Here is a 17911-nt window from a genome sequence, read left to right on the forward strand (position 1 = left end):
AGGTAAAATCCCCCATCGTGAGTCACCGCAACGCGCTGGTCGCCGCCGTCCGGCAGGAGCTGGCCGAAGCGCGCGGTGCTGCCCGGGCGGTGCTGGCCGCGGCCGAGACGGCGCGCGGCGAGGCGCAGACGCGGCGGCAGCTGGTGCGCGACGCGTACGGCACCTGCCTGAACCAGCTCGCCGAGGCGCGCGACACCGCGCGCCGCGACATCCAGCGCCGCTTCCAGTACGAGACCGCCAAGCTGGCCGGGAACGTCCGCCGGGTGGCCGCGCTCAGCGCCACCGGCGCGGCCGCGGCGCCGTGGCGGCTCTGGGCGCCCAGCGAGCCCGAGCGCGGCGGACGCCCCGGCCTGCTGCGGATCGGCACGCTCGCCCTCGACGACGCCTCGCCGCTGCCCGCGCTGATCCCCCTGCTCGACGCGGCCCACCTCGACCTCGCCGGGCCGGCCGCGGTGGCCGACGGCATCATCACCGGGCTGTTGCTGCGGGCGCTGGGCACGACCCGGCCGGGCGACGTGCAACTCACCGTCTACGACCCCGAGCACCTCGGCGGGACGCTCGCCGCGTTCGCGCCGCTCGGGATCAGCTTCGTCGGGCCGGGCGGGCTCGGGGCGATGCTCGACGAGCTCGTCGAGCACATCTGCCGGGTGAACGAGACCGTGCTGGCCGGCAGCGTTCTGGCGCAGCCCTGGCGGGTGATCGTGCTGCTGTGCGACACGCCCGAGCTGTCCGCGGATCACCGGGCCCAACTCGATCGGATCACCCGGACCGGCGTGGCCTGCGGGGTGCATCTGATCGCGCGCGGGGTGCGACTGACCGACCACGAGACCGTCGTCCGGATCGACTACGACGCGAGAAAATGCGATGTCACGGGCGAATTGGAGATCTCTTTCGACCCGCCGCCGCCCACCGACCGGGTTGTCTCGTACTGCAAGGAGACCGCCGAGCGGATGCGGGCCGGACCGCCACCGGCCCAGCTCGCCGATCTCTCCCCGGCGACGTTCTGGGCCGAGTCGTCGGCGCACGGCCTGACCGCCCCGATCGGCGACAGCACCGACGGTTCCCTCATCGACGTGCCGCTCGGCGACGACCCGCCGCACGCGCTGATCGGCGGCCCGTCCGGCTCCGGCAAGACCAACCTCATCTACGCCTGGCTGGCGTCGCTTGCCACCCGGTACGGCCCCTCCGAGCTCGCCCTCTACCTGCTCGACTTCAAGGAGGGTGTGTCGTTCGCCCGGTTCGTGCAGGGGCCCCGCGATCCGAGCTGGCTGCCGCAGGTGCGGCTGGCCGGGATCAACGTCAACGGCGACCGCGAGTTCGGCCTCGCCATGCTCCGCCACCTCGGCGAGGAGCTGCGCACCCGGGCCCAGGCCGCCAAGCGGCACGACGCCACCAAGCTCGCCGAGCTGCGCGCCGAGGACCCCACCGGCGTGTGGCCGCGCATCGTCGCCGTCATCGACGAGTTCCAGGTGCTGCTCGGCGGCCGGGACGCGGTCGCCGACGAGGCCGTCACCCTGCTCGAGGACCTGGCCCGGCGCGGCCGCTCGCAGGGCATCCACCTGATCCTCGCCTCGCAGGACGTCTCCGGCATCGAGGCGCTGTGGGGCCGCTCCGGTCTGGTCGGCCAGTTCACCCTGCGGATCGCCCTGCCCAAGGCCCGCCGCATCCTCGCCGACAACAACCTGGCGGCGGCGGTCATCCCGCGGCACCACGCGGTGGTCAACAGCGAGTCGGGCACGGCCGGGGCCAACGTCGTCGTCCGGCTGCCGGACGCCGGCGACCGGCTGATCTGGCGGACTCTTCAGCGCCGGCTATGGCGCCTGCGCCCGGACGGGTGCGAGGAGCCACGCCTCTTCGACGGCGACGCCGTGCCGCGCTTGCCGGCGTCCTGCCGCCCGGCCGGGCTGGTGCCGGACGCCGCGACGCCGGTGGGCTCCTCGCCGGGCGCGGTGCTGGGCGAGCGGATCGACGTGGCGGCCCGGCCCGCGCGGCTGCGCCTCGGCCGGATGCCGGGACGGAACCTGGCAGTGCTCGGCACCCGTACCGACGAGGCATGCGACGTGCTCGCGGCGGCGGCGCTGTCGCTGGCGGCGCAGGGGCCGGCCCATTTCAGCATCGTCTGCCTGGATCCGGACGCGACCGGGCCGGCCGCCCGGCTGATCGCGGAGCTGCCGTCGGCCGACTGGTTCGACTCCCTTCCGGACATGCCCGACCTCGGGATCCCGCACTACGTGATCGGCTACGCGCTGGACGCCGGGGTAGACGCGGGAACCCTGCGGCGGCTGCTCGCCGACGGTCCGGAGCAGCGCACGCACGTTCTCGGCTGGTGGCGGTCGGTGTCGCGGCTGCGCGACAGCCTCGGCGGGCCGGCCAGCCGGCTCGACCCGATCGGCGCGTGGGTGGCGCTCGACGTGCAGGGCGCCGACCTGGCGCCGCTGTACCCCCAGCCCGGCGGGCCGGCCTGGTATCCCCGCAGCCGCCGGGCGCTGTTCTTCGACCGGTCGGTGCACCGCACGCCCGAAGTGATCATCCCGTACGAGGTGAACAGTGACCACACGTGACCGCCAGCCCATCGGCCGCGACTACCAGCTGATGGTCGGTGCCCTCGCCGAGGCGTCCCGGCGGCGGGAGGCCGAGCTGAGCGGCGCCGAGCAGGCCTATCAGGACAACGCGTCGCAGGCCGCGGGCGAGCTGGCCCGCGCCGAGGGGGACGCGCTGTCGGCCGATCGGTGGGCGGGCGCGGCGGCGGCGCAGGTGCTCGACGTGGACCGGGAAGCCGCCCGGCTCTGGGACCAGCTGCGCAGGGCGCGCGGGATCCGGATGCGGTCGCTGGGCGAGGTGCCGGAGCCGGTGCCGGTGGACGCCCTGCCCCGGGTGGCGTTGCCCCGCACCCCCACGCCGGCCGATGCCACGGTTTCGACGCCGGCGTCGGATTCGCCGCGGGTGCTGCTGGCCCGGGCGGCGTCGCGGATCGACGTGACCGTCTCGCCCGCCGGGCGGCGGGCGATGCCGCGCTGGGCGCTGCCGCTGCTTCCGATGGTGGGCGCGCTGGTCGCGGCGCTGGCGGGTCTGGTCGCCTCCGGCCTGGTGACATTCGGGAGTACGGGTATCTGGGGCGGCCCGGTGCTGCGGGTCCTCGGGTGGCTCGCATTCCTGGTGGCGCCGTCGGCCGGGGTACCGGTGGCGGCCATGTCGGCGCACCGATGGCTGCAGGCCAAGCTGGACATCGGCGGGATCGGCCTGACCCTGCTGGGCGGGATGGTCGCCGCGACCCTGATGTCTCTGGCCTTCGCCGCCACCCACTGAGGCCCTAGTGTGTCTTCGCATGGACGCGATCCGGGTGCGGGGACTGCGTAAGGCCTACGGGGACAACGTCGCGGTGGACGGCGTCGACCTCGACGTGGCGCACGGCGAGGTCTTCGCGCTGCTCGGGCCCAATGGGGCCGGCAAGACGACCACAGTGGAGATTCTCGAGGGCTATCGGCGGCGCGACGCCGGCGAGGTCAGCGTGCTCGGCGCCGAGCCGGGCGCCGGCGGCCTGCGGGAGCGGGTCGGCATCGTCCTGCAGGGCACCGGAGAGTTCGACGAGCTGACCGTGGGCGAGGTCGTGCGGCATTTCGCGCGCTTCTACCCGGCGCCGGACGATCCCGGCGAGGTGATCGAGCGGGTCGGGCTGGCCGACAAGGTGCGGGCCCGCACCCACACCCTCTCCGGCGGGCAGAAGCGGCGGCTCGACGTGGCGCTCGGCATCGTCGGGCGTCCCGAGCTGCTGTTCCTCGACGAGCCGACCACCGGCTTCGACCCGGAGGCGCGCCGGGAGTTCTGGCAGTTGATCCGCGACCTGCAGGCGGGCGGCACGACGATCGTGCTGACCACGCACTACCTGGAGGAGGCCGAGGCGCTGGCCGACCGGGTCGGGGTGATCGCCCGCGGGCGGCTCATCGCGGTCGACACGCCGCGGTCGCTCGGGCGGCGCGACTCGGCCCTGGCGACGGTCTCCTGGCGTACGCCGGATGGTGGCTGGGAACGCACGCACAGCGCGACGCCGACGGCCGTAGTCACCGACCTGGCCGCGCGTTTCTCGGGCGAGGTGCCCGGCCTGACCGTTACACGCCCGACCCTCGAAGACGTCTACCTGGAGATGATCGGTGACCACTGAGGCTTCGCAACGGGCCGGCGCGCTCGAGTTGGCGGCCGCGCAGGGCGGGCTGGAGGTCCGGCAGTTCCTGCGCAGCCGGGAGCAGGTCATGTTCACGCTGGCCTTCCCGGCGATCCTGATCCTGGTGTTCGGGTCGATCTTCAAGGGCGAGATCGGCGAGGGCGTGAAGTTCACGCAGTATTTCGTGACCGGCATGATCGCCACCGGCCTGATGACGGCCGGCTTCCAGGCGCTGGCCATCCAGATCCCGATGGAACGCGACCGTGGGGTGCTGAAACGCTTCCTCGGCACGCCGATGCCGAAATGGGTCTACTTCGCCGGCAAGGTGCTGATGGTCGGCGTCATCGCGCTGCTGGAGACGGTGATCCTGCTGGCGGTGGCGTCGCTGCTGTTCGACCTGCACCTGCCCGACACCCCGCAGAAGTGGCTGACGTTCCTGTGGGTCTCGCTGCTCGGCATCACCGCGTGCACGCTGTGCGGGATAGCGTTCTCGTCGGTCGCCCGCACCGGACGCAGCGCGCCCGCGGTGGTGACCCCGGTGGCGTTGATCCTCCAGTTCATCTCGGGCGTGTTCTTCGTCTTCACCAGCCTGCCGACGTGGATGCAGAACGTCGCGTCGCTGTTCCCGCTGAAGTGGATGTGCCAGGGCCTGCGCTCGGTGTTCCTGCCGGCGTCGTTCGGCGCGCGCGAGCCGGGCGGCTCGTTCAACCTGCCGATGGTGGCCCTGGTGCTGGGTTTGTGGTGCGTGCTGGCGCTCGCGCTGTGCCTGACGACGTTCCGGTGGACCACCAAGCGCGACGGTTAGTGCAGGGTGTCGCGGTAGGCGAGGGTCAGCACCGCGTGGGCGACCAGGATCGCGTCCGCCTTGTTCTCGTACGGGCCGACGTGCAGCTCGACCGAGTGGGCGCCGAACAGGGCCCGCACCGCCCAGCTGTCGGGGTGCCGGTCGTCCTCGCGGCTCTGTTTGACGATCACCTGGGTGGCCGAGCGGATGTTCACCGCCGACCACTTCTCGCTGCCGCTCTGCCAAGCGCGGAACCAGCCCGGCGCCACCGTCAGCGCCTGGGCGCTCGCCTCGGCGAGGGCCCATTGCGTCTCCTCCGGAGACGGTGCCACTCGCATGTCGTCCCCTCCCCCATTTCGAGAAGACCCTAAAGGGGGAAGCGCCGGGCCCGTGGCCGAACAGCCGAATCCGGGCCCGGCGTCACCGGTCAGTAGGTGTAGAAGCCCTTACCGGTCTTGCGGCCCAGGTCGCCGGCGGTGACCATGCGCTGCAGGAGCTCGGGCGGGAAGAACTTCTCGTCGGCGGTGTCGCGGTAGATGTTGCCGGCGGCGTTCAGCATCACGTCCAGGCCGGTGAGGTCCACCGTGGCCAGCGGGCCCATCGCGTGGCCGAAGCCGAGCTTCATGACCGTGTCGAGGTCGGCCGGGCTGACCACGCCCGACTCGACCAGCTTGATCGCCTCCACCAGCAGGGCGGAGAACAGCCGGTTCGAGACGAAGCCGGCCACGTCGCGCTTGACCTCGACGCAGGTCTTGCCGACCTCCTCGGCGAAGTTGCGGGCCGCGGCCAGCGTGTCGTCCGAGGTCTGGTAGCCCCGGACCAGCTCCACCAGCTTCATCATCGGCACCGGCGAGAAGAAGTGGATGCCCACCACCGACTCGGGGCGCTCGGTCACCGTGGCGATCTGGGTGATCGGGATGGCCGACGTGTTGGTGCCGAGGACCGCGCCGGACTTGCAGATCTTGTCGAGCGCGCGGAACACCTCGTGCTTGGCTTCGACCTTCTCGTAGATCGCCTCGACCACCACGTCCGCGTCGGCGGCGGCGTCGAGGTCGGTGGTGGGAGTGATCCGGGCGAGGGTGGCCTCCGCCTCCTCGGCGGTGATCTTCTCCTTGTTCACGAAGCGGTCCAGGGAGCTCCGGATCGCCGCCATGCCCCGGTTGGTCGCGGCGTCGTCGACGTCCCGCATGGTGACCTGCCAGCCGGCCTGCGCCGAGACCTGCGCGATGCCGGAACCCATCAACCCGGAGCCGATGACCGCGAGTCGACCCGCCATGTGCGTTCCCCTTCTGCCGATACGTGAGCCTCGGGGTCACATTACCGGGGCTACTTAACGGGGATTCAGGTGGTCTTCCCGATCGGGGCAATTCCCGCGAAACGGCCGCGCGGCGGTGCCAGACTATGCCCATGGCCTCAGGCAACGGCTGGTACCTCATCGGCCCGCTGGTTGCCGTCGGTCTGGTCGGCTTGCTCGGCGCCATCTTCTGGCGCATGGGACTGCATTGGACGTTCGCCCGCGAGGACGGTGGCGACCGGTATGCCGCCGGACTCGCGATCTTCGGCGAGCCGGACGACTACGGCCTGCTCTGCCCGGCCGCGGTCACCGACGATGCGGAGGTGGCCGACGAGATCAGGCGGCTTCTCGGCGACGCCGGCATCCGGACCACCCAGGCCGTCGACCGCGATGGCCGGACGGCGGTGCTGGTCTTCGCCGAGGAGGTCGAGGAGGCCCGCCGCCTGGTCGGCGGCAGCCCCGCGCTCTAGAAGTCGAAAGTCGGCTCGGGCACGTCCGCCCGCTCGACTTCGACGCCCAGCTTGGCCAAATCGGTTACAAAGTCGGGGTAGCCGCGGTCGATGTGGTGCACCTCGCCGACCTCGGTGATGCCGTCGGCACAGAGACCGCCGATCACCAACCCCGCGCCCGCCCGGATGTCGGTCGCCCGCACCGGCGCGCCCGAGAGCCTCTCCCGGCCGTTCACCACCGCGTGGTGGCCGTCCGTTCGGATGTCGGCGCCGAGGCGAACCATCTCGTTCACGAACATGAAGCGGCCGTCGAAGATGTTCTCGGTGATCAGCGACGAGCCCTCGGCCACCGCCGCCAGCCCGATCGCCATCGGCAGCAGGTCGGTGGCGAAACCGGGGTACGGCAGGGTGACGATGTCGACCGCGCGGGGACGGTCCTCCATCCGTACGCGGAACTGGTTGTCGCCCGGCGTGACCTGCGCACCCGCCGTGACCAACTTGTCCAGCGCGATGTCCAGGAACTCCGGCCGGACGCCGTGGACCGTCACGTCGCCGCGGGTCATCGCGGTGGCGAACGCCCAGGTGCCGCCCACGATGCGGTCGCCGACCGTGCGGTGGACGACCGGGGAGAGCTCGCTGACGCCCTCGATGGTCAGCGTCGACGTGCCGGCGCCGTCGATGCGGGCGCCCATCGCGACCAGCATCTCGCAGATGTCGACGATCTCGGGCTCGCGGGCCACGTTGTCGATCTCGGTGACGCCCTTGGCCATGACGGCGGCCATCAGGATGTTCTCCGTGGCGCCGACGCTCGGGAAGTCCAGCCAGATCTTGGCGCCGCGCAGGCCGTGCGGCGCCGAGGCGATCACGAAGCCGTGCTCGCCGGAGATCTCGGCGCCCATCCGGGTCAGGCCGGAGAAGTGCATGTCGAGGCCGCGCGACCCGATCATGTCGCCGCCGGGGAGGGCGACCCGCACGTAGCCGCGGCGGGCCAGCAGCGGCCCGAGCACGCAGATCGACGCGCGCAGGCGGCGGACCAGGTCGTAGTCGGCCTCGCTGCCGGGCTCGGCGGGCACGTCGATGGTCGCCTGGCCACCCTCGAGGGTCACCTGGCAGCCCAGCCGGCGCAGCACCTCGGCCATGATCGCGATGTCGGTGATCCGGGGGACGTTCTCCACGACGCTGCGGCCCTCGGCGAGCAGCGACACCGCCATGAGCTTGAGCGCGGAATTCTTGGCGCCACCGACGGTGACGTCACCGGCGAGTTGCGCCCCGCCCTGCACCCTGATCACATCCACGCGGGCCATGGTATGGGCCGCCGCCCAACCGCGCCTCCGTAGGGTGTCCCTATGGCCGTTCACCTCACCCGCATCTACACCCGTACCGGCGACGCCGGCGAGACCCGTCTGGGCAACAACGAGGTCGTGGCGAAAACGGATCCACGCCTGGCCGCGTACGCGGACACCGATGAGTGCAACGCCGCGCTGGGCGTCGCGTTGGCGCTGGGCAACCTGCCCGAGGACGTGCGCGCGGTGCTCACCGCCGTACAGAATGATCTCTTTGATCTTGGTGCTGATCTCTGCAATCCGATCGCGGAGGATCCGCCCTATCCGCCGCTGCGGATCACCGACGACTACGTCACCCGTCTCGAGGGCTGGTGTGACGAGTTCAACGAGCGGCTGAAGCCGCTCGACAGCTTCATCCTGCCGGGTGGGACCCCGGGCGCGGCCTTGCTGCATGTGGCACGCACCGTGGCGCGACGTGCGGAGCGTGCGGCTTGGGCTCTTTTGCAGGACGATCCCGATCGTACGGGCGAGCTGCCGGCGAAATACCTGAACCGGCTCTCCGACCTGCTGTTCATCCTGTGCCGTGTGGCGAACCCGGGCGGTGACGTCAAGTGGGTCCCGGGCGGGGCGCGATAGGCGGGCTGCATCACGTCGAGCTCTGGGTCCCCGATCTGGCCGGGTCGTGCGGGCCTTGGGGCTGGCTGCTGGGCGCGCTCGGCTGGGAGCCGTTCCAGGAGTGGCCGGCCGGCCGTTCGTGGCGGCTCGGCGACGTGTACATCGTGCTGGAGCAGTCGCCGGCCCTCTCCGGCGGCGTGCACGACCGCCTGGCGCCCGGGCTCAACCATCTGGCCTTCACGGTCGGCGGGCGCGACGACGTCGACCGGCTGACCCTCGCGGCGCAGCAGAACGGCTGGTCGCTGCTGTTCCCGGACAGGCACCCCAACGCGGGCGGCCCGGAGTCCTACGCGGCCTACCTCGAGGACAACTGGGGCTACGAGGTCGAGCTCCAAACCGGCTAGGCGGTCAGCTCGCCGTCGATCACCGTGACGGCCTGGCCGGTCAACAGCGTGCGGTCGCCGGCCAGCGTGACGCGGACGTAGCCGCCGCGCGGGGACGCCTGGTAGCCGGTCAGCTCGGTGCGGCCGCCGAGGCGGGCCGACCAGAACGGCGTGAGGGCGGTGTGGGCGCTGCCGGTGACCGGGTCCTCCCCGACCCCGGCCGCCGCGCCGAAGAAGCGCGAGACGAAGTCGTAGCCGCCCTCGCCGCCGGCCGCCTGGGCGGTCACCACGACGCCGCGATTCTCCTTCTTCGCGAGCGCGCCGAGGTCGGGGCGCAGGCCGCGCACGGTGGCCTCGTCGCGCAGCTCGACCAGCAGGTCGTCGGTGTCGGGGCCGGTGTGGTGCACCGAGACGATCTCGGCGCCGAGGACGCCGGCCAGCCAGGGCGGGGCCTCGACCGGGGTGAGCGGGGCGGTCGGGAAGTCGAGCGTGTACCACCCTTCCCCGGCCGACGTGGCGGTGAGGATGCCGCTGCGGGTGGCGAAGCTGGTCTTGTCGCGGCCCAGGACGTGCGCGGTGGCGAGGGTGGCGTGCCCGCAGAGCGCGACCTCGACGGCCGGGGTGAACCAGCGGAGCGCGAAATCGGCCTCTTCCGCCAGCGGATGGAGGAAGGCCGTCTCGGAGAGGTTGACCTCGGCGGCGACCCGCTGCATCCACTCGGCGTCGGGAAACTCGGAGAGCACGACCACGCCGGCGGGGTTGCCGCTGAACGGCTTGGCGGTGAAGGCGTCGACGATCTGGATGCGCATGCACCGAAGCTAGAACGCCGGGCGACGCGGAGACGAGCGGATTCCCGCCAAATCCCGGCCGATCCGATCCGGTCCGGTCCGGTCAGTGGTCGGCGGGGCGGGGGCGGATCGTGGGGCGCGGGGCGATGCTGCCGGGCTGGCCGGGCGGGCCCGCCTCGAGCCAGGAGAGGAAGCCGGTCACGGTGGACTCGGCCATCGCTATCTCGATCTCGCCGGCGTCCCCGTTGCTACATCGCAGGACCGACCAGTGCGACGGCATGGTCAGCCGCTCCGGACCGTCCGGCGCCCGCCGCTCCTCGACCACGAGGACCATGCGGTCGAGCACCCGCTTGGGCCGGAACGCGAGGCTGAACATGCGGTGGAACCGCAACTCGTCGCCCACGAACTGGCCGATGCCGGTGGACCAGCCCCGGCCGGGGACGATCGTGCTGACCCGCACCTGCAGGCGAATGGTTCCGCCGCCGGCCATGAGCAGCCGGCGGCGGAAGAAGATCACAAAGAGGAGCGCGAGCAGCGCGACGACGCAGATCCCGAGGAATTCGAGAATCCGCATCGCCGGGCGTCAGTGCGACTCGGGAGTGGCGGGCGTCGCGCTCTCGGCGAGAACGGTCACGCCGTCCTCGTCGATGGAGAGGAAGCCGCCGGCCACGTCGTACGTCAGCTGCTCGCCGCCGGCGAGCTTGACCCGCACCTGGGACGGCTCCTTCAGCAGCCCGAGCAACGGGGAGTGACCGGGCAGCACGCCGATCTCACCCTCAGTGGTGCGTGCGACGAGCATCTCGGCCTCGCCGGACCACACTCGCTGCTCGACGGCGACAACCTTGACGGGCAGTTGGTTGGCCACGGAGTCTCCTGTTCAGGCTCGTTACCGATGGGGTGAAGTCTAAACGGCCTACTTGCGCCCCGTGGCAGGGGGTGGTGACCGCCACACTGTAAGGCCTGTGTCGTGGTGGGAGACGGGCTGCGGCGTGGTCCAGCCGCCGTCTGACCGCACGCCGCGAACACCCGAATACAACCCCGGTATTCGGGCGCCCGCGTCGCACGCCCAGACGACACCTGGACCTCGCCTCGCTCCGGCCCCCACCACGACACAGGCCTTCGCTACGAGTTTTTGTTGATGTACTCAGGGTGCTGGAGCAGGAAGGCGGGCAGCCGGTCCTGGCTCACGGCGGAGAAGAAGTCGGCGGCGCTCGGGTCGAGGCCCTCGCCCACGTACTTGCCGCCGTCGAAAAGCGACTTTCCGGGCAGCTTGATCGAGGTCATGCTGTTGGCCCGGATGTTCTTGAGGGCGAAGCCCCAGTCGACCACGTTGTGGCCGTTGCCGTCGAAGATCAGCGCCTTGCCGGCCGCCTTGAGCACGCGGTCGAGCTTGACCGGGTTGGTGACGACGTCCTTGCTGAGCGCCTGCTCGGCCATGGCCTTGATGAACTGCTGCTGGTGGCGCTGGCGGTCGTAGTCGCCCTTGGGCAGGCCGTACCGCTGGCGGACGTAGTCGAGCGCCTGCCAGCCCTTGAGGTGGTACGTGCCGACCTTGTACTCCGCCTGCGGCCCGTAGTACGGGTGGGCGCAGGTGTTGTCGGCGCACCGGGCGTACCGCGGGCGGGGCTTGCCGTTCGGCTGCAGGTGCTCCGACTTCACGTTCTGGTCGACCTTCATGGTGACGCCGCCCATGGCGTCGACGATCTGCTTGAAGCCGCCGAAGTTGATGATCGCGCCGGCGTCGAAGTCGGCGATGCCGGTGAGCCGCTGCACGGTCTTGGCGAGCAGGTCGAAGCCCTGGGCCGGGTCGTGCTTGCCGTTGCCGAGCGCGCTGCCGAAGCCCATGGCCGCGTTGATCTTGGAGCGGCCGCCGCGGAAGCCGGTCTTGTCGAACGGCGGGATGTCCACCACCAGGTCGCGCGGGATGGAGAACAGGTACACCTGGTCCATGCTCGCCGGGACGTGCGCCACGATGATCGAGTCGGACAGCGGGGTCTGCTCGTCGGTGCGCGGGTCGATGCCGGCGAGCAGGATGTTGAGCGGCCCCTTGATGTCGGAGACCTTGGTTTCGCCCGCCTCGTTGCCGAACAGGTCCTTGTTCTCCACGGCGCCGGCGTAACGCGCCATGACGACCTGGCCGGTGATGAGCGCGCCGCCGCTGAGGACCATGAGGACGCAGCCGAAGATCGCACAGAGCCGGGCCCACAGCGGCGCCCGGCGTTTGCCTTCCTTGGCCACATCCGCTCCCATCGTCATAGCCGTTACACAGGTTACCCAGCCGGGCAAAGACCAACCTGAAGGAGAAAACGCGGAAGCCGCGCCCACCGATGCGGTGAGCGCGGCCCCGAAAACGCCGGACGTCAGCCCTTCATGAGCTCGTGCGCGTTGCGCTCGAGGTCCTCCAGGCCGCCGCACATGAAGAAGGCCTGCTCGGGGAACTGGTCGTACTCGCCCTCGCTGATCTTCTTGAACGCCTCGATGGTCTCCTTCAGCGGGACCGTCGAGCCGGGAACGCCGGTGAACTGCTCGGCCGCGTACGTGTTCTGCGAGAGGAAACGCTCGATGCGGCGAGCCCGCTGCACCGTGACCTTGTCCTCCTCGGAGAGCTCGTCCATGCCGAGGATGGCGATGATGTCCTGCAGGTCCTTGTACTTCTGCAGGATCCGCTGCACCTCGCGGGCGACCGTGTAGTGCTCGGCGCCCACGAATTCCGGCGCGAGGATCCGCGAGCTGGAGGCCAGCGGGTCCACGGCGGGGTAGATGCCCTTGTCCGAGATCGACCGCTCGAGGTTGGTCGTCGCGTCCAGGTGGGCGAACGTGGTGGCCGGCGCCGGGTCGGTGTAGTCGTCGGCGGGCACGTAGATCGCCTGCATCGAGGTGATCGCCTTGCCCCGGACCGAGGTGATCCGCTCCTGGAGCTGGCCCATCTCGTCGGCCAGCGTGGGCTGGTAACCCACGGCCGACGGCATGCGGCCGAGCAGGGTGGAAACCTCGGAGCCGGCCTGGGTGAACCGGAAGATGTTGTCGATGAAGAGCAGCACCTCCTGGTTCTGGACGTCCCGGAAGTACTCCGCCATGGTCAGGGCGGTCAGGGCGACCCGCAGGCGGGTGCCCGGCGGCTCGTCCATCTGGCCGAAGACGAGGGCGGTCTTGTCGAGAACGCCACCCTCCTCCATCTCCAGGATGAGGTCGTTGCCCTCACGGGTGCGCTCGCCGACGCCGGCGAACACCGAGGTGCCACCGAAGTTGCGGGCGACCCGGATGATCATCTCCTGGATGAGCACCGTCTTGCCCACGCCCGCGCCGCCGAACAGGCCGATCTTTCCGCCGCGCACGTACGGCGCGAGCAGGTCGAGCACCTTGATGCCGGTCTCCAGCATCTCGGTCTTGGGCTCGAGGTCGGCGAACGCCGGCGGCTGACGGTGGATCTCCCAGCGCTCCTGGATGTCCAGGCTGGCCGGGTCGGCGTTGAGCACGTCGCCGAGGGCGTTGAACACGTGGCCCTTGGTCACGTCGCCGACCGGCACCGAGATGCCCGCGCCGGTGTCGATGACCTCGGCGCCCCGGACCAGGCCGTCGGTCGGCTGCATGGAGATCGCGCGGACCAGGTTGTCACCCAGGTGCTGGGCGACCTCCAGGGTCAGCTTCTTGGTGCCCTCGGAGAGGGTCACCTCCACGTGCAGCGCGTTGAAGATGCCGGGCATGGCGTCACGCGGGAACTCGGCGTCGACGACCGGGCCGATGACCCGGACGACGCGGCCGGTGCCGGTCTCCGCCTTGGTGGGCTCAGCAACAGCAGTCATCACACATCACTTCCCGCCGCGGCCAGCGCGTTGGCGCCGCCGACAATCTCACTGATTTCCTGGGTGATCGCAGCCTGCCGCGCGGAGTTCATCTCGCGCGTGTACCGCTTGAGCAGGTCGTCCGCGTTGTCCGACGCGCTCTTCATCGCCCGCCGCCGGGAGGCCGACTCGCTGGCCGCCGAGTCCAGCAACGCCGCGTAGATCCGCGTGTTGAGGTACTTCGGCAGCAGCGCGTCCAGCAGCTCGTCGGCGTCCGGCTCGAACTCGTACGCCGGCCGCAGACCCGGCTCGACCTCGCGCTCCTCGACCTGCATCGGGGCCAGGAAGTGCGCCTCGGCGCTCTGGGTCATGAGCGACTTGAACTGGGTGCTGACGATGTGCAGCTCGTCGACGCCCTGGATGCCGTCGGGACCGTAGTGCGCGTCCGTGTCGTCCGCGCCGGCCACGAAGGCCTCCAGCAGGGCGTCGCCGATCGTCTTCGCGTCCGAGAAGGACGGACGCTCGGAGAACCCGGTCCAGCTGGCCTCGATCGGCCGGTTGCGGAACCGGTAGTAGCCGACGCCCTTGCGGCCGACCACGTACAGCACCGTGTCCTTGCCGTCCGCCTTGAGCCGCTGGATCAGCTGCTCGGCGGTGCGGAGGGCGTTGGCGTTGTAGGCGCCGGCCAGACCACGGTCACTGGTGATCAGCAGGACGCCCGCGCGCCGGACCCGCTCACGCGGGACCAGCAGCGGGTTGTCGATCGTCGCGTTGGACGCCAGGGCGGTCAGGACCTGGGTGATCGCCTCCGCGTACGGCTTGGAGGCGGCCACCCGCTCCTGGGCCTTGGCGATCCGGCTGGTGGCGACCAGCTCCTGCGCCTTGGCGATCTTCTTGGTCGACCGGACGGTGCGGATGCGCCGCCGGAGGGCCTGTACCTGACCGGCCATGACTAACTCTCGTTCGCCGCGGGACGGGGAACCTCGCGGGTCACCGTCTCCCGGGTCTCGCGGCCCTCACCGAGCGCCTCGGCGTCGGCCTCGTTGAGCTTGATGCCGGTGTCGCCCTGCTTGAAGAGCTCCTTGAACTCGTCCAGGCCGGACTTCAGGCTCTCGATGTTGTCGTCGGACAGCTGGCCGGTCGACTCGATCGAGGTGAGCAGGTCGCCGCGGTGGCGGTGCAGCCACTGCAGCATCTCGCCCTCGAAGCGGCGCACGTCGCCGACCGCGATGTCGTCGAGCTGGCCGGTGGTGCCGGCCCAGATCACGATGACCTCGTCGACCACCGAGTACGGCGAGTACTGCGGCTGCTTGAGCAGCTCGACCAGGCGTACGCCCTTGTCCAGCTGGGCGCGGGAGGCGCGGTCCAGGTCGGACGCGAACGCCGAGAACGCCTCCAGCTCACGGAACTGGGCCAGGTCGAGGCGCAGCCGGCCGGAGACCGAGCGCATCGCCTTGACCTGCGCCGAACCGCCGACCCGCGACACCGAGGTGCCGACGTTGATCGCCGGGCGGACACCCGAGGCGAACAGGTCGGTCTCCAGGAAGATCTGGCCGTCGGTGATCGAGATGACGTTGGTCGGGATGTAGGCCGAGATGTCGTTGGCCTTGGTCTCGACGATCGGCAGGCCGGTCATCGAGCCGCCGCCCAGCTCGTCGGAGAGCTTGGCGCAGCGCTCGAGCAGCCGGGAGTGCAGGTAGAAGACGTCGCCCGGGTAGGCCTCGCGACCCGGCGGGCGGCGCAGCAGCAGCGACACCGCGCGGTACGCCTCGGCCTGCTTGGTCAGGTCGTCGAAGACGATCAGGACGTGCTTGCCGGCGTACATCCAGTGCTGGCCGATGGCCGAGCCGGTGTACGGCGCGATGTACTTGAAGCCGGCCGGGTCGGAGGCGGGGGCGGCCACGATGGTCGTGTACGCCATCGCGCCCTGCTCCTCCAGCGTGCCCTTGATGGACGCGATGGTGGTCGCCTTCTGGCCGATCGCCACGTAGATGCAGCGGACCTGCTTGTCCGGGTCGCCGGACTCCCAGTTGGCCTTCTGGTTGATGATCGTGTCGATCGCGACCGTGGTCTTGCCGGTCTTGCGGTCGCCGATGATCAGCTGGCGCTGGCCGCGGCCGATCGGCGTCATGGCGTCGATCGCCTTGATGCCGGTCTGCAACGGCTGCTTCACCGGCTGGCGGGCCATGACGTTGGGCGCCTGCAGCTCGAGCTCGCGGAAGCCCTCGTTCTCGATGTCGCCGCGGTCGTCGATCGCCCGGCCCAGCGGGTCGACCACGCGACCGAGGAAGCCGTCGCCGACCGGCACCGAGAGGACCCGGCCGGTGCGCTTGACCTGCTGGCCTTCATCGATGCCTTCGAACTCGCCCAGGACCACGACGCCGATCTCGCGGACGTCCAGGTTCAGGGCGACACCCAGGGTGCCGTCCTCGAACTCGAGCAGTTCGTTCGCCATCGTCGAGGGCAGGCCCTCGACGTGCGCGATGCCGTCGCCCGCATCGGAGACCACACCGACCTCCTCGCGGGAGACCGTATTGTCGTAGGACGAGACGTAGCGCTCTAGCGCCCCCCGGATCTCGTCCGAGGAGATGGTCAGCTCGGCCATCCTCTGCCTTCTCTGTCTAGCTCGGGACGTCGCCGCCGCCGAGGGGCCTGCTCGATCCTGCGTCGCCGCGGACCAAGGGGAAGAAACCTATTTAGCGAACGCCTGCCTGGCCGTGTTGAGCCGCCGCAGGATCGTGCCGTCGTAGAGGTCGGCGCCGACTCGGACGCTCACCCCGCCGATGATCGCGGGGTCGACAACGACCTTCAGCGAGACCGGGCGGTCGTAGATGTCGGACAACTTGGCAGCCAGCGCCTGCTCGTCGTCGTCGCTGAGCGGCCGGGCCACCGTCACGTACGCGACCTCGCGATCGCGTTTCGCGGCGGTCAGCTCGACCAGCCTGGTCAGCGAGGACTCGAAACTGCGGCCCCCGAAGCCCTCGAGCCCCACCTCGACGAGGCGAACCGTGGCCGGCTGGGCCTTGCCCTTGAGCAAGTCCTCCACCAGCTTAACCCGCAGCGGCGTCGGCGCACTCGGGTCACCCAGCGTGACCGCCAGCCGGGCGTTGCCCGAGACGATCTGTGCGAACCGGAACAGCTCGTCCTCGACGTCCGCCAGGGTGCCGGCCTTCTCCGCCGAGCGGAGCAGGATGTCGGCGCCGAGACGCTCGGTGACATCCAGCAGCTCGGTCGGCTTCGAGAACCGGCCGTCCACCAGCGTGGTCAGCGTGTCGACGGTGACCTCGGCCAGCTTGCCGGCCAGCAGCGAGCGGAGCAGCCCGGCCCGCTCGGCCCCCGGCCGCGACGGGTCGGTCAGCGCCCGGCGCAGTCCGGGCTGGGCCCGCAGCAGGCCGGCCACCGACAGAACCTCGTCGGCGATCGTGGCCAGCTGCGCGGCCGTGGCCGAGCCGGTCTCGGCGGCGAGCTTCTCCACCGCCGAGTTGTAGGCCTGCTGACTGACGCTCGACGCCATCAGCGCCGCCCGCCCGTCGATCCGGCCGCGTCGAGCTCCGCGATGAACCGCTCGACCGTGCCGCGGCTGCGCGCCTCGTCGGCGAGGGACTCTCCGACGATCTTGCCGGCCAGGTCGACCGCCAGCGTGCCGACCTCGGCACGCAGGTCACGCACGATGCTCTCGCGCTGCGCGGCGAGCTGCTCGCGTCCGGCCGAGATGATCCGGTCGGACTCCTCGCGAGCCTTCGCCAGCACGTCCTGCCGGATGCCCTCGGCGTCGGCGCGGGCCTCGTCGCGGATGCGCGCGGCCTCGGTCCGGGCCTCGGCGAGCTGCGTGCGGTACTGCTCGAGCAGCTGGTTGGCCTCGGCCTGCGCGGCCTCGGCACGCTTGATGCCGCCCTCGATCGCGTCCACCCGGGCCGCGAACGTCTTCTCCATCTGCGGGAAGACGTACTTCATCAGCACCCAGCAGAGCAGCCCGAAGGCGATGGCGCCGAGAAGGACCTCTTGCCAGATCGGGAAGATCGGGTTGTGCTTCGAAGTCTCGGCAGTTTCCTCCGCGGCCAGAACCACGAGAGATTTGATCATTACTTACCTCCTGTCGAGGCGGAGGCTCAGAGGCCCTGGCCCTGCCAGATGAAGCCGAAGGCGATGCCGAGGAGCGCGAGCGCCTCGATGACGGCGAAGCCGATCCAGACGTACGGCAGGGTCAGGCGCGAGGACTCGGGCTGACGCGCGGTCGACTGGATGTAGGCCGAGAAGACCAGGCCGACGCCGATGCCGGGGCCGATCGCGGCGAGGCCGTAGCCGATGGCGGCGGTGCTACCGGTGAAAGCAGCGATGTCCATTTTTTCAGTTCCTCCAGGTATCTCGCGTGAA

20 protein-coding genes are annotated in these 17911 nt (G+C 70.7%); 7 read left to right on the forward strand and 13 right to left on the reverse strand.

Translation table 11 applies throughout. From position 1 onward, the window contains the following. Positions 1-14 precede the first annotated feature (14 nt). The 4 genes from ACQPZX_RS43840 to ACQPZX_RS43855 are packed head-to-tail and all read left to right on the forward strand — an operon-like array spanning position 15 to position 4964. The gene (locus ACQPZX_RS43840; RefSeq protein ID WP_433385836.1) at positions 15-2561 is read left to right on the forward strand and encodes an FtsK/SpoIIIE domain-containing protein; all 2547 of its coding nucleotides are present in this window, start codon (positions 15-17) and stop codon (positions 2559-2561) included. After that, a complete protein-coding gene (locus ACQPZX_RS43845; RefSeq protein ID WP_433369584.1) occupies positions 2548-3306 on the forward strand; it encodes a hypothetical protein in 759 nt (252 codons plus the stop codon). The genes ACQPZX_RS43840 and ACQPZX_RS43845 overlap by 14 nt, the downstream gene beginning before the upstream one ends. Positions 3307-3325: 19 nt before the next feature. Further along, entirely contained in the window at positions 3326-4159 is an 834-nt protein-coding gene (locus ACQPZX_RS43850) for an ABC transporter ATP-binding protein (RefSeq protein ID WP_433369587.1), read from the forward strand. Beyond that, positions 4149-4964: an ABC transporter permease gene (locus ACQPZX_RS43855; protein ID WP_433369590.1), complete on the forward strand. Its 816-nt coding sequence runs from the start codon at positions 4149-4151 to the stop codon at positions 4962-4964. The genes ACQPZX_RS43850 and ACQPZX_RS43855 overlap by 11 nt, the downstream gene beginning before the upstream one ends. Here the strand turns inward: ACQPZX_RS43855 and ACQPZX_RS43860 are convergent. Together ACQPZX_RS43860 and ACQPZX_RS43865 are read right to left on the reverse strand one after the other, a co-directional pair. After that, complete coding sequence (locus ACQPZX_RS43860) at positions 4961-5281, reverse strand: hypothetical protein (protein WP_433369593.1); 321 nt, start codon at positions 5279-5281, stop codon at positions 4961-4963. The genes ACQPZX_RS43855 and ACQPZX_RS43860 overlap by 4 nt on opposite strands. 89 nt (positions 5282-5370) lie before the next feature. Further along, positions 5371-6219: a 3-hydroxyacyl-CoA dehydrogenase family protein gene (locus ACQPZX_RS43865; RefSeq protein WP_433369596.1), complete on the reverse strand. Its 849-nt coding sequence runs from the start codon at positions 6217-6219 to the stop codon at positions 5371-5373. A gap of 131 nt (positions 6220-6350) precedes the next feature. On the opposite strand from ACQPZX_RS43865, the gene ACQPZX_RS43870 reads away from it, so the two are divergent. Continuing rightward, positions 6351-6707 carry a hypothetical protein gene (locus tag ACQPZX_RS43870; RefSeq protein ID WP_433369598.1) on the forward strand — a complete coding sequence of 119 codons (357 nt, stop codon included), beginning with the start codon at positions 6351-6353 and terminating at the stop codon, positions 6705-6707. Here the strand turns inward: ACQPZX_RS43870 and murA are convergent. After that, entirely contained in the window at positions 6704-7990 is a 1287-nt protein-coding gene (gene murA, locus ACQPZX_RS43875) for a UDP-N-acetylglucosamine 1-carboxyvinyltransferase (protein ID WP_433369601.1), read from the reverse strand. The genes ACQPZX_RS43870 and murA overlap by 4 nt on opposite strands. A gap of 42 nt (positions 7991-8032) precedes the next feature. Between murA and ACQPZX_RS43880 the strand changes: the two genes are divergently transcribed. Both ACQPZX_RS43880 and ACQPZX_RS43885 read left to right on the forward strand, forming a co-directional pair. Then, entirely contained in the window at positions 8033-8605 is a 573-nt protein-coding gene (locus ACQPZX_RS43880; protein ID WP_433369604.1) for a cob(I)yrinic acid a,c-diamide adenosyltransferase, read from the forward strand. After that, the gene (locus ACQPZX_RS43885) at positions 8581-8988 is read left to right on the forward strand and encodes a VOC family protein (RefSeq protein ID WP_433369607.1); all 408 of its coding nucleotides are present in this window, start codon (positions 8581-8583) and stop codon (positions 8986-8988) included. Before ACQPZX_RS43880 ends, ACQPZX_RS43885 begins: the two co-directional genes overlap by 25 nt. On the opposite strand, the gene ACQPZX_RS43890 is transcribed toward ACQPZX_RS43885, so the two are convergent. The 10 genes from ACQPZX_RS43890 to ACQPZX_RS43935 form a co-directional block, all read right to left on the reverse strand. Further along, positions 8985-9776, reverse strand: a complete 792-nt coding sequence (locus tag ACQPZX_RS43890) for a PhzF family phenazine biosynthesis protein (RefSeq protein WP_433369610.1) — start codon at positions 9774-9776, stop codon at positions 8985-8987. The genes ACQPZX_RS43885 and ACQPZX_RS43890 overlap by 4 nt on opposite strands. Positions 9777-9858: 82 nt before the next feature. After that, entirely contained in the window at positions 9859-10329 is a 471-nt protein-coding gene (locus ACQPZX_RS43895) for a DUF2550 domain-containing protein (RefSeq protein WP_433369612.1), read from the reverse strand. Between the two features lie 9 nt (positions 10330-10338). Continuing rightward, positions 10339-10620, reverse strand: coding sequence for a F0F1 ATP synthase subunit epsilon (locus ACQPZX_RS43900; RefSeq protein ID WP_433369615.1), 282 nt, complete (start codon positions 10618-10620; stop codon positions 10339-10341). 257 nt (positions 10621-10877) lie between these two features. Next, entirely contained in the window at positions 10878-12011 is a 1134-nt protein-coding gene (locus tag ACQPZX_RS43905; RefSeq protein ID WP_433369617.1) for an LCP family protein, read from the reverse strand. Between the two features lie 104 nt (positions 12012-12115). After that, on the reverse strand, positions 12116-13558 hold the full coding sequence (atpD, locus tag ACQPZX_RS43910) for a F0F1 ATP synthase subunit beta (RefSeq protein ID WP_433369620.1): 1443 nt from the start codon (positions 13556-13558) through the stop codon (positions 12116-12118). Continuing rightward, on the reverse strand, positions 13558-14487 hold the full coding sequence (locus tag ACQPZX_RS43915; RefSeq protein ID WP_433369623.1) for a F0F1 ATP synthase subunit gamma: 930 nt from the start codon (positions 14485-14487) through the stop codon (positions 13558-13560). The genes atpD and ACQPZX_RS43915 overlap by 1 nt, the downstream gene beginning before the upstream one ends. 2 nt (positions 14488-14489) lie before the next feature. Continuing rightward, positions 14490-16142, reverse strand: a complete 1653-nt coding sequence (atpA, locus tag ACQPZX_RS43920; protein ID WP_433369626.1) for a F0F1 ATP synthase subunit alpha — start codon at positions 16140-16142, stop codon at positions 14490-14492. Between the two features lie 87 nt (positions 16143-16229). Next, on the reverse strand, positions 16230-17051 hold the full coding sequence (locus tag ACQPZX_RS43925) for a F0F1 ATP synthase subunit delta (RefSeq protein ID WP_433369629.1): 822 nt from the start codon (positions 17049-17051) through the stop codon (positions 16230-16232). After that, complete coding sequence (locus ACQPZX_RS43930; RefSeq protein ID WP_433369632.1) at positions 17051-17620, reverse strand: F0F1 ATP synthase subunit B; 570 nt, start codon at positions 17618-17620, stop codon at positions 17051-17053. Before ACQPZX_RS43930 ends, ACQPZX_RS43925 begins: the two co-directional genes overlap by 1 nt. Before the next feature lie 26 nt (positions 17621-17646). After that, a complete protein-coding gene (locus ACQPZX_RS43935) occupies positions 17647-17880 on the reverse strand; it encodes a F0F1 ATP synthase subunit C (RefSeq protein ID WP_433369634.1) in 234 nt (77 codons plus the stop codon). Positions 17881-17911 lie beyond the last annotated feature (31 nt).

This window comes from Actinoplanes sp. CA-142083, from assembly GCF_050942195.1.
In the GTDB taxonomy this organism is placed as follows: domain Bacteria; phylum Actinomycetota; class Actinomycetes; order Mycobacteriales; family Micromonosporaceae; genus Actinoplanes.

Coding starts and splice junctions, on each gene's coding strand:
- ACQPZX_RS43890 (WP_433369610.1), bottom strand. CDS start 9,776: ATGCGCATCCAGATCGTCGACGCCTTCACCGCCAAGCCGTTCAGCGGC.
- ACQPZX_RS43880 (WP_433369604.1), top strand. CDS start 8,033: ATGGCCGTTCACCTCACCCGCATCTACACCCGTACCGGCGACGCCGGC.
- ACQPZX_RS43905 (WP_433369617.1), bottom strand. CDS start 12,011: ATGACGATGGGAGCGGATGTGGCCAAGGAAGGCAAACGCCGGGCGCCG.
- ACQPZX_RS43930 (WP_433369632.1), bottom strand. CDS start 17,620: ATGATCAAATCTCTCGTGGTTCTGGCCGCGGAGGAAACTGCCGAGACT.
- ACQPZX_RS43850 (WP_433369587.1), top strand. CDS start 3,326: ATGGACGCGATCCGGGTGCGGGGACTGCGTAAGGCCTACGGGGACAAC.
- atpA (WP_433369626.1), bottom strand. CDS start 16,142: ATGGCCGAGCTGACCATCTCCTCGGACGAGATCCGGGGGGCGCTAGAG.
- atpD (WP_433369620.1), bottom strand. CDS start 13,558: ATGACTGCTGTTGCTGAGCCCACCAAGGCGGAGACCGGCACCGGCCGC.
- ACQPZX_RS43870 (WP_433369598.1), top strand. CDS start 6,351: ATGGCCTCAGGCAACGGCTGGTACCTCATCGGCCCGCTGGTTGCCGTC.
- ACQPZX_RS43935 (WP_433369634.1), bottom strand. CDS start 17,880: ATGGACATCGCTGCTTTCACCGGTAGCACCGCCGCCATCGGCTACGGC.
- ACQPZX_RS43915 (WP_433369623.1), bottom strand. CDS start 14,487: ATGGCCGGTCAGGTACAGGCCCTCCGGCGGCGCATCCGCACCGTCCGG.
- murA (WP_433369601.1), bottom strand. CDS start 7,990: ATGGCCCGCGTGGATGTGATCAGGGTGCAGGGCGGGGCGCAACTCGCC.
- ACQPZX_RS43865 (WP_433369596.1), bottom strand. CDS start 6,219: ATGGCGGGTCGACTCGCGGTCATCGGCTCCGGGTTGATGGGTTCCGGC.
- ACQPZX_RS43860 (WP_433369593.1), bottom strand. CDS start 5,281: ATGCGAGTGGCACCGTCTCCGGAGGAGACGCAATGGGCCCTCGCCGAG.
- ACQPZX_RS43895 (WP_433369612.1), bottom strand. CDS start 10,329: ATGCGGATTCTCGAATTCCTCGGGATCTGCGTCGTCGCGCTGCTCGCG.
- ACQPZX_RS43925 (WP_433369629.1), bottom strand. CDS start 17,051: ATGGCGTCGAGCGTCAGTCAGCAGGCCTACAACTCGGCGGTGGAGAAG.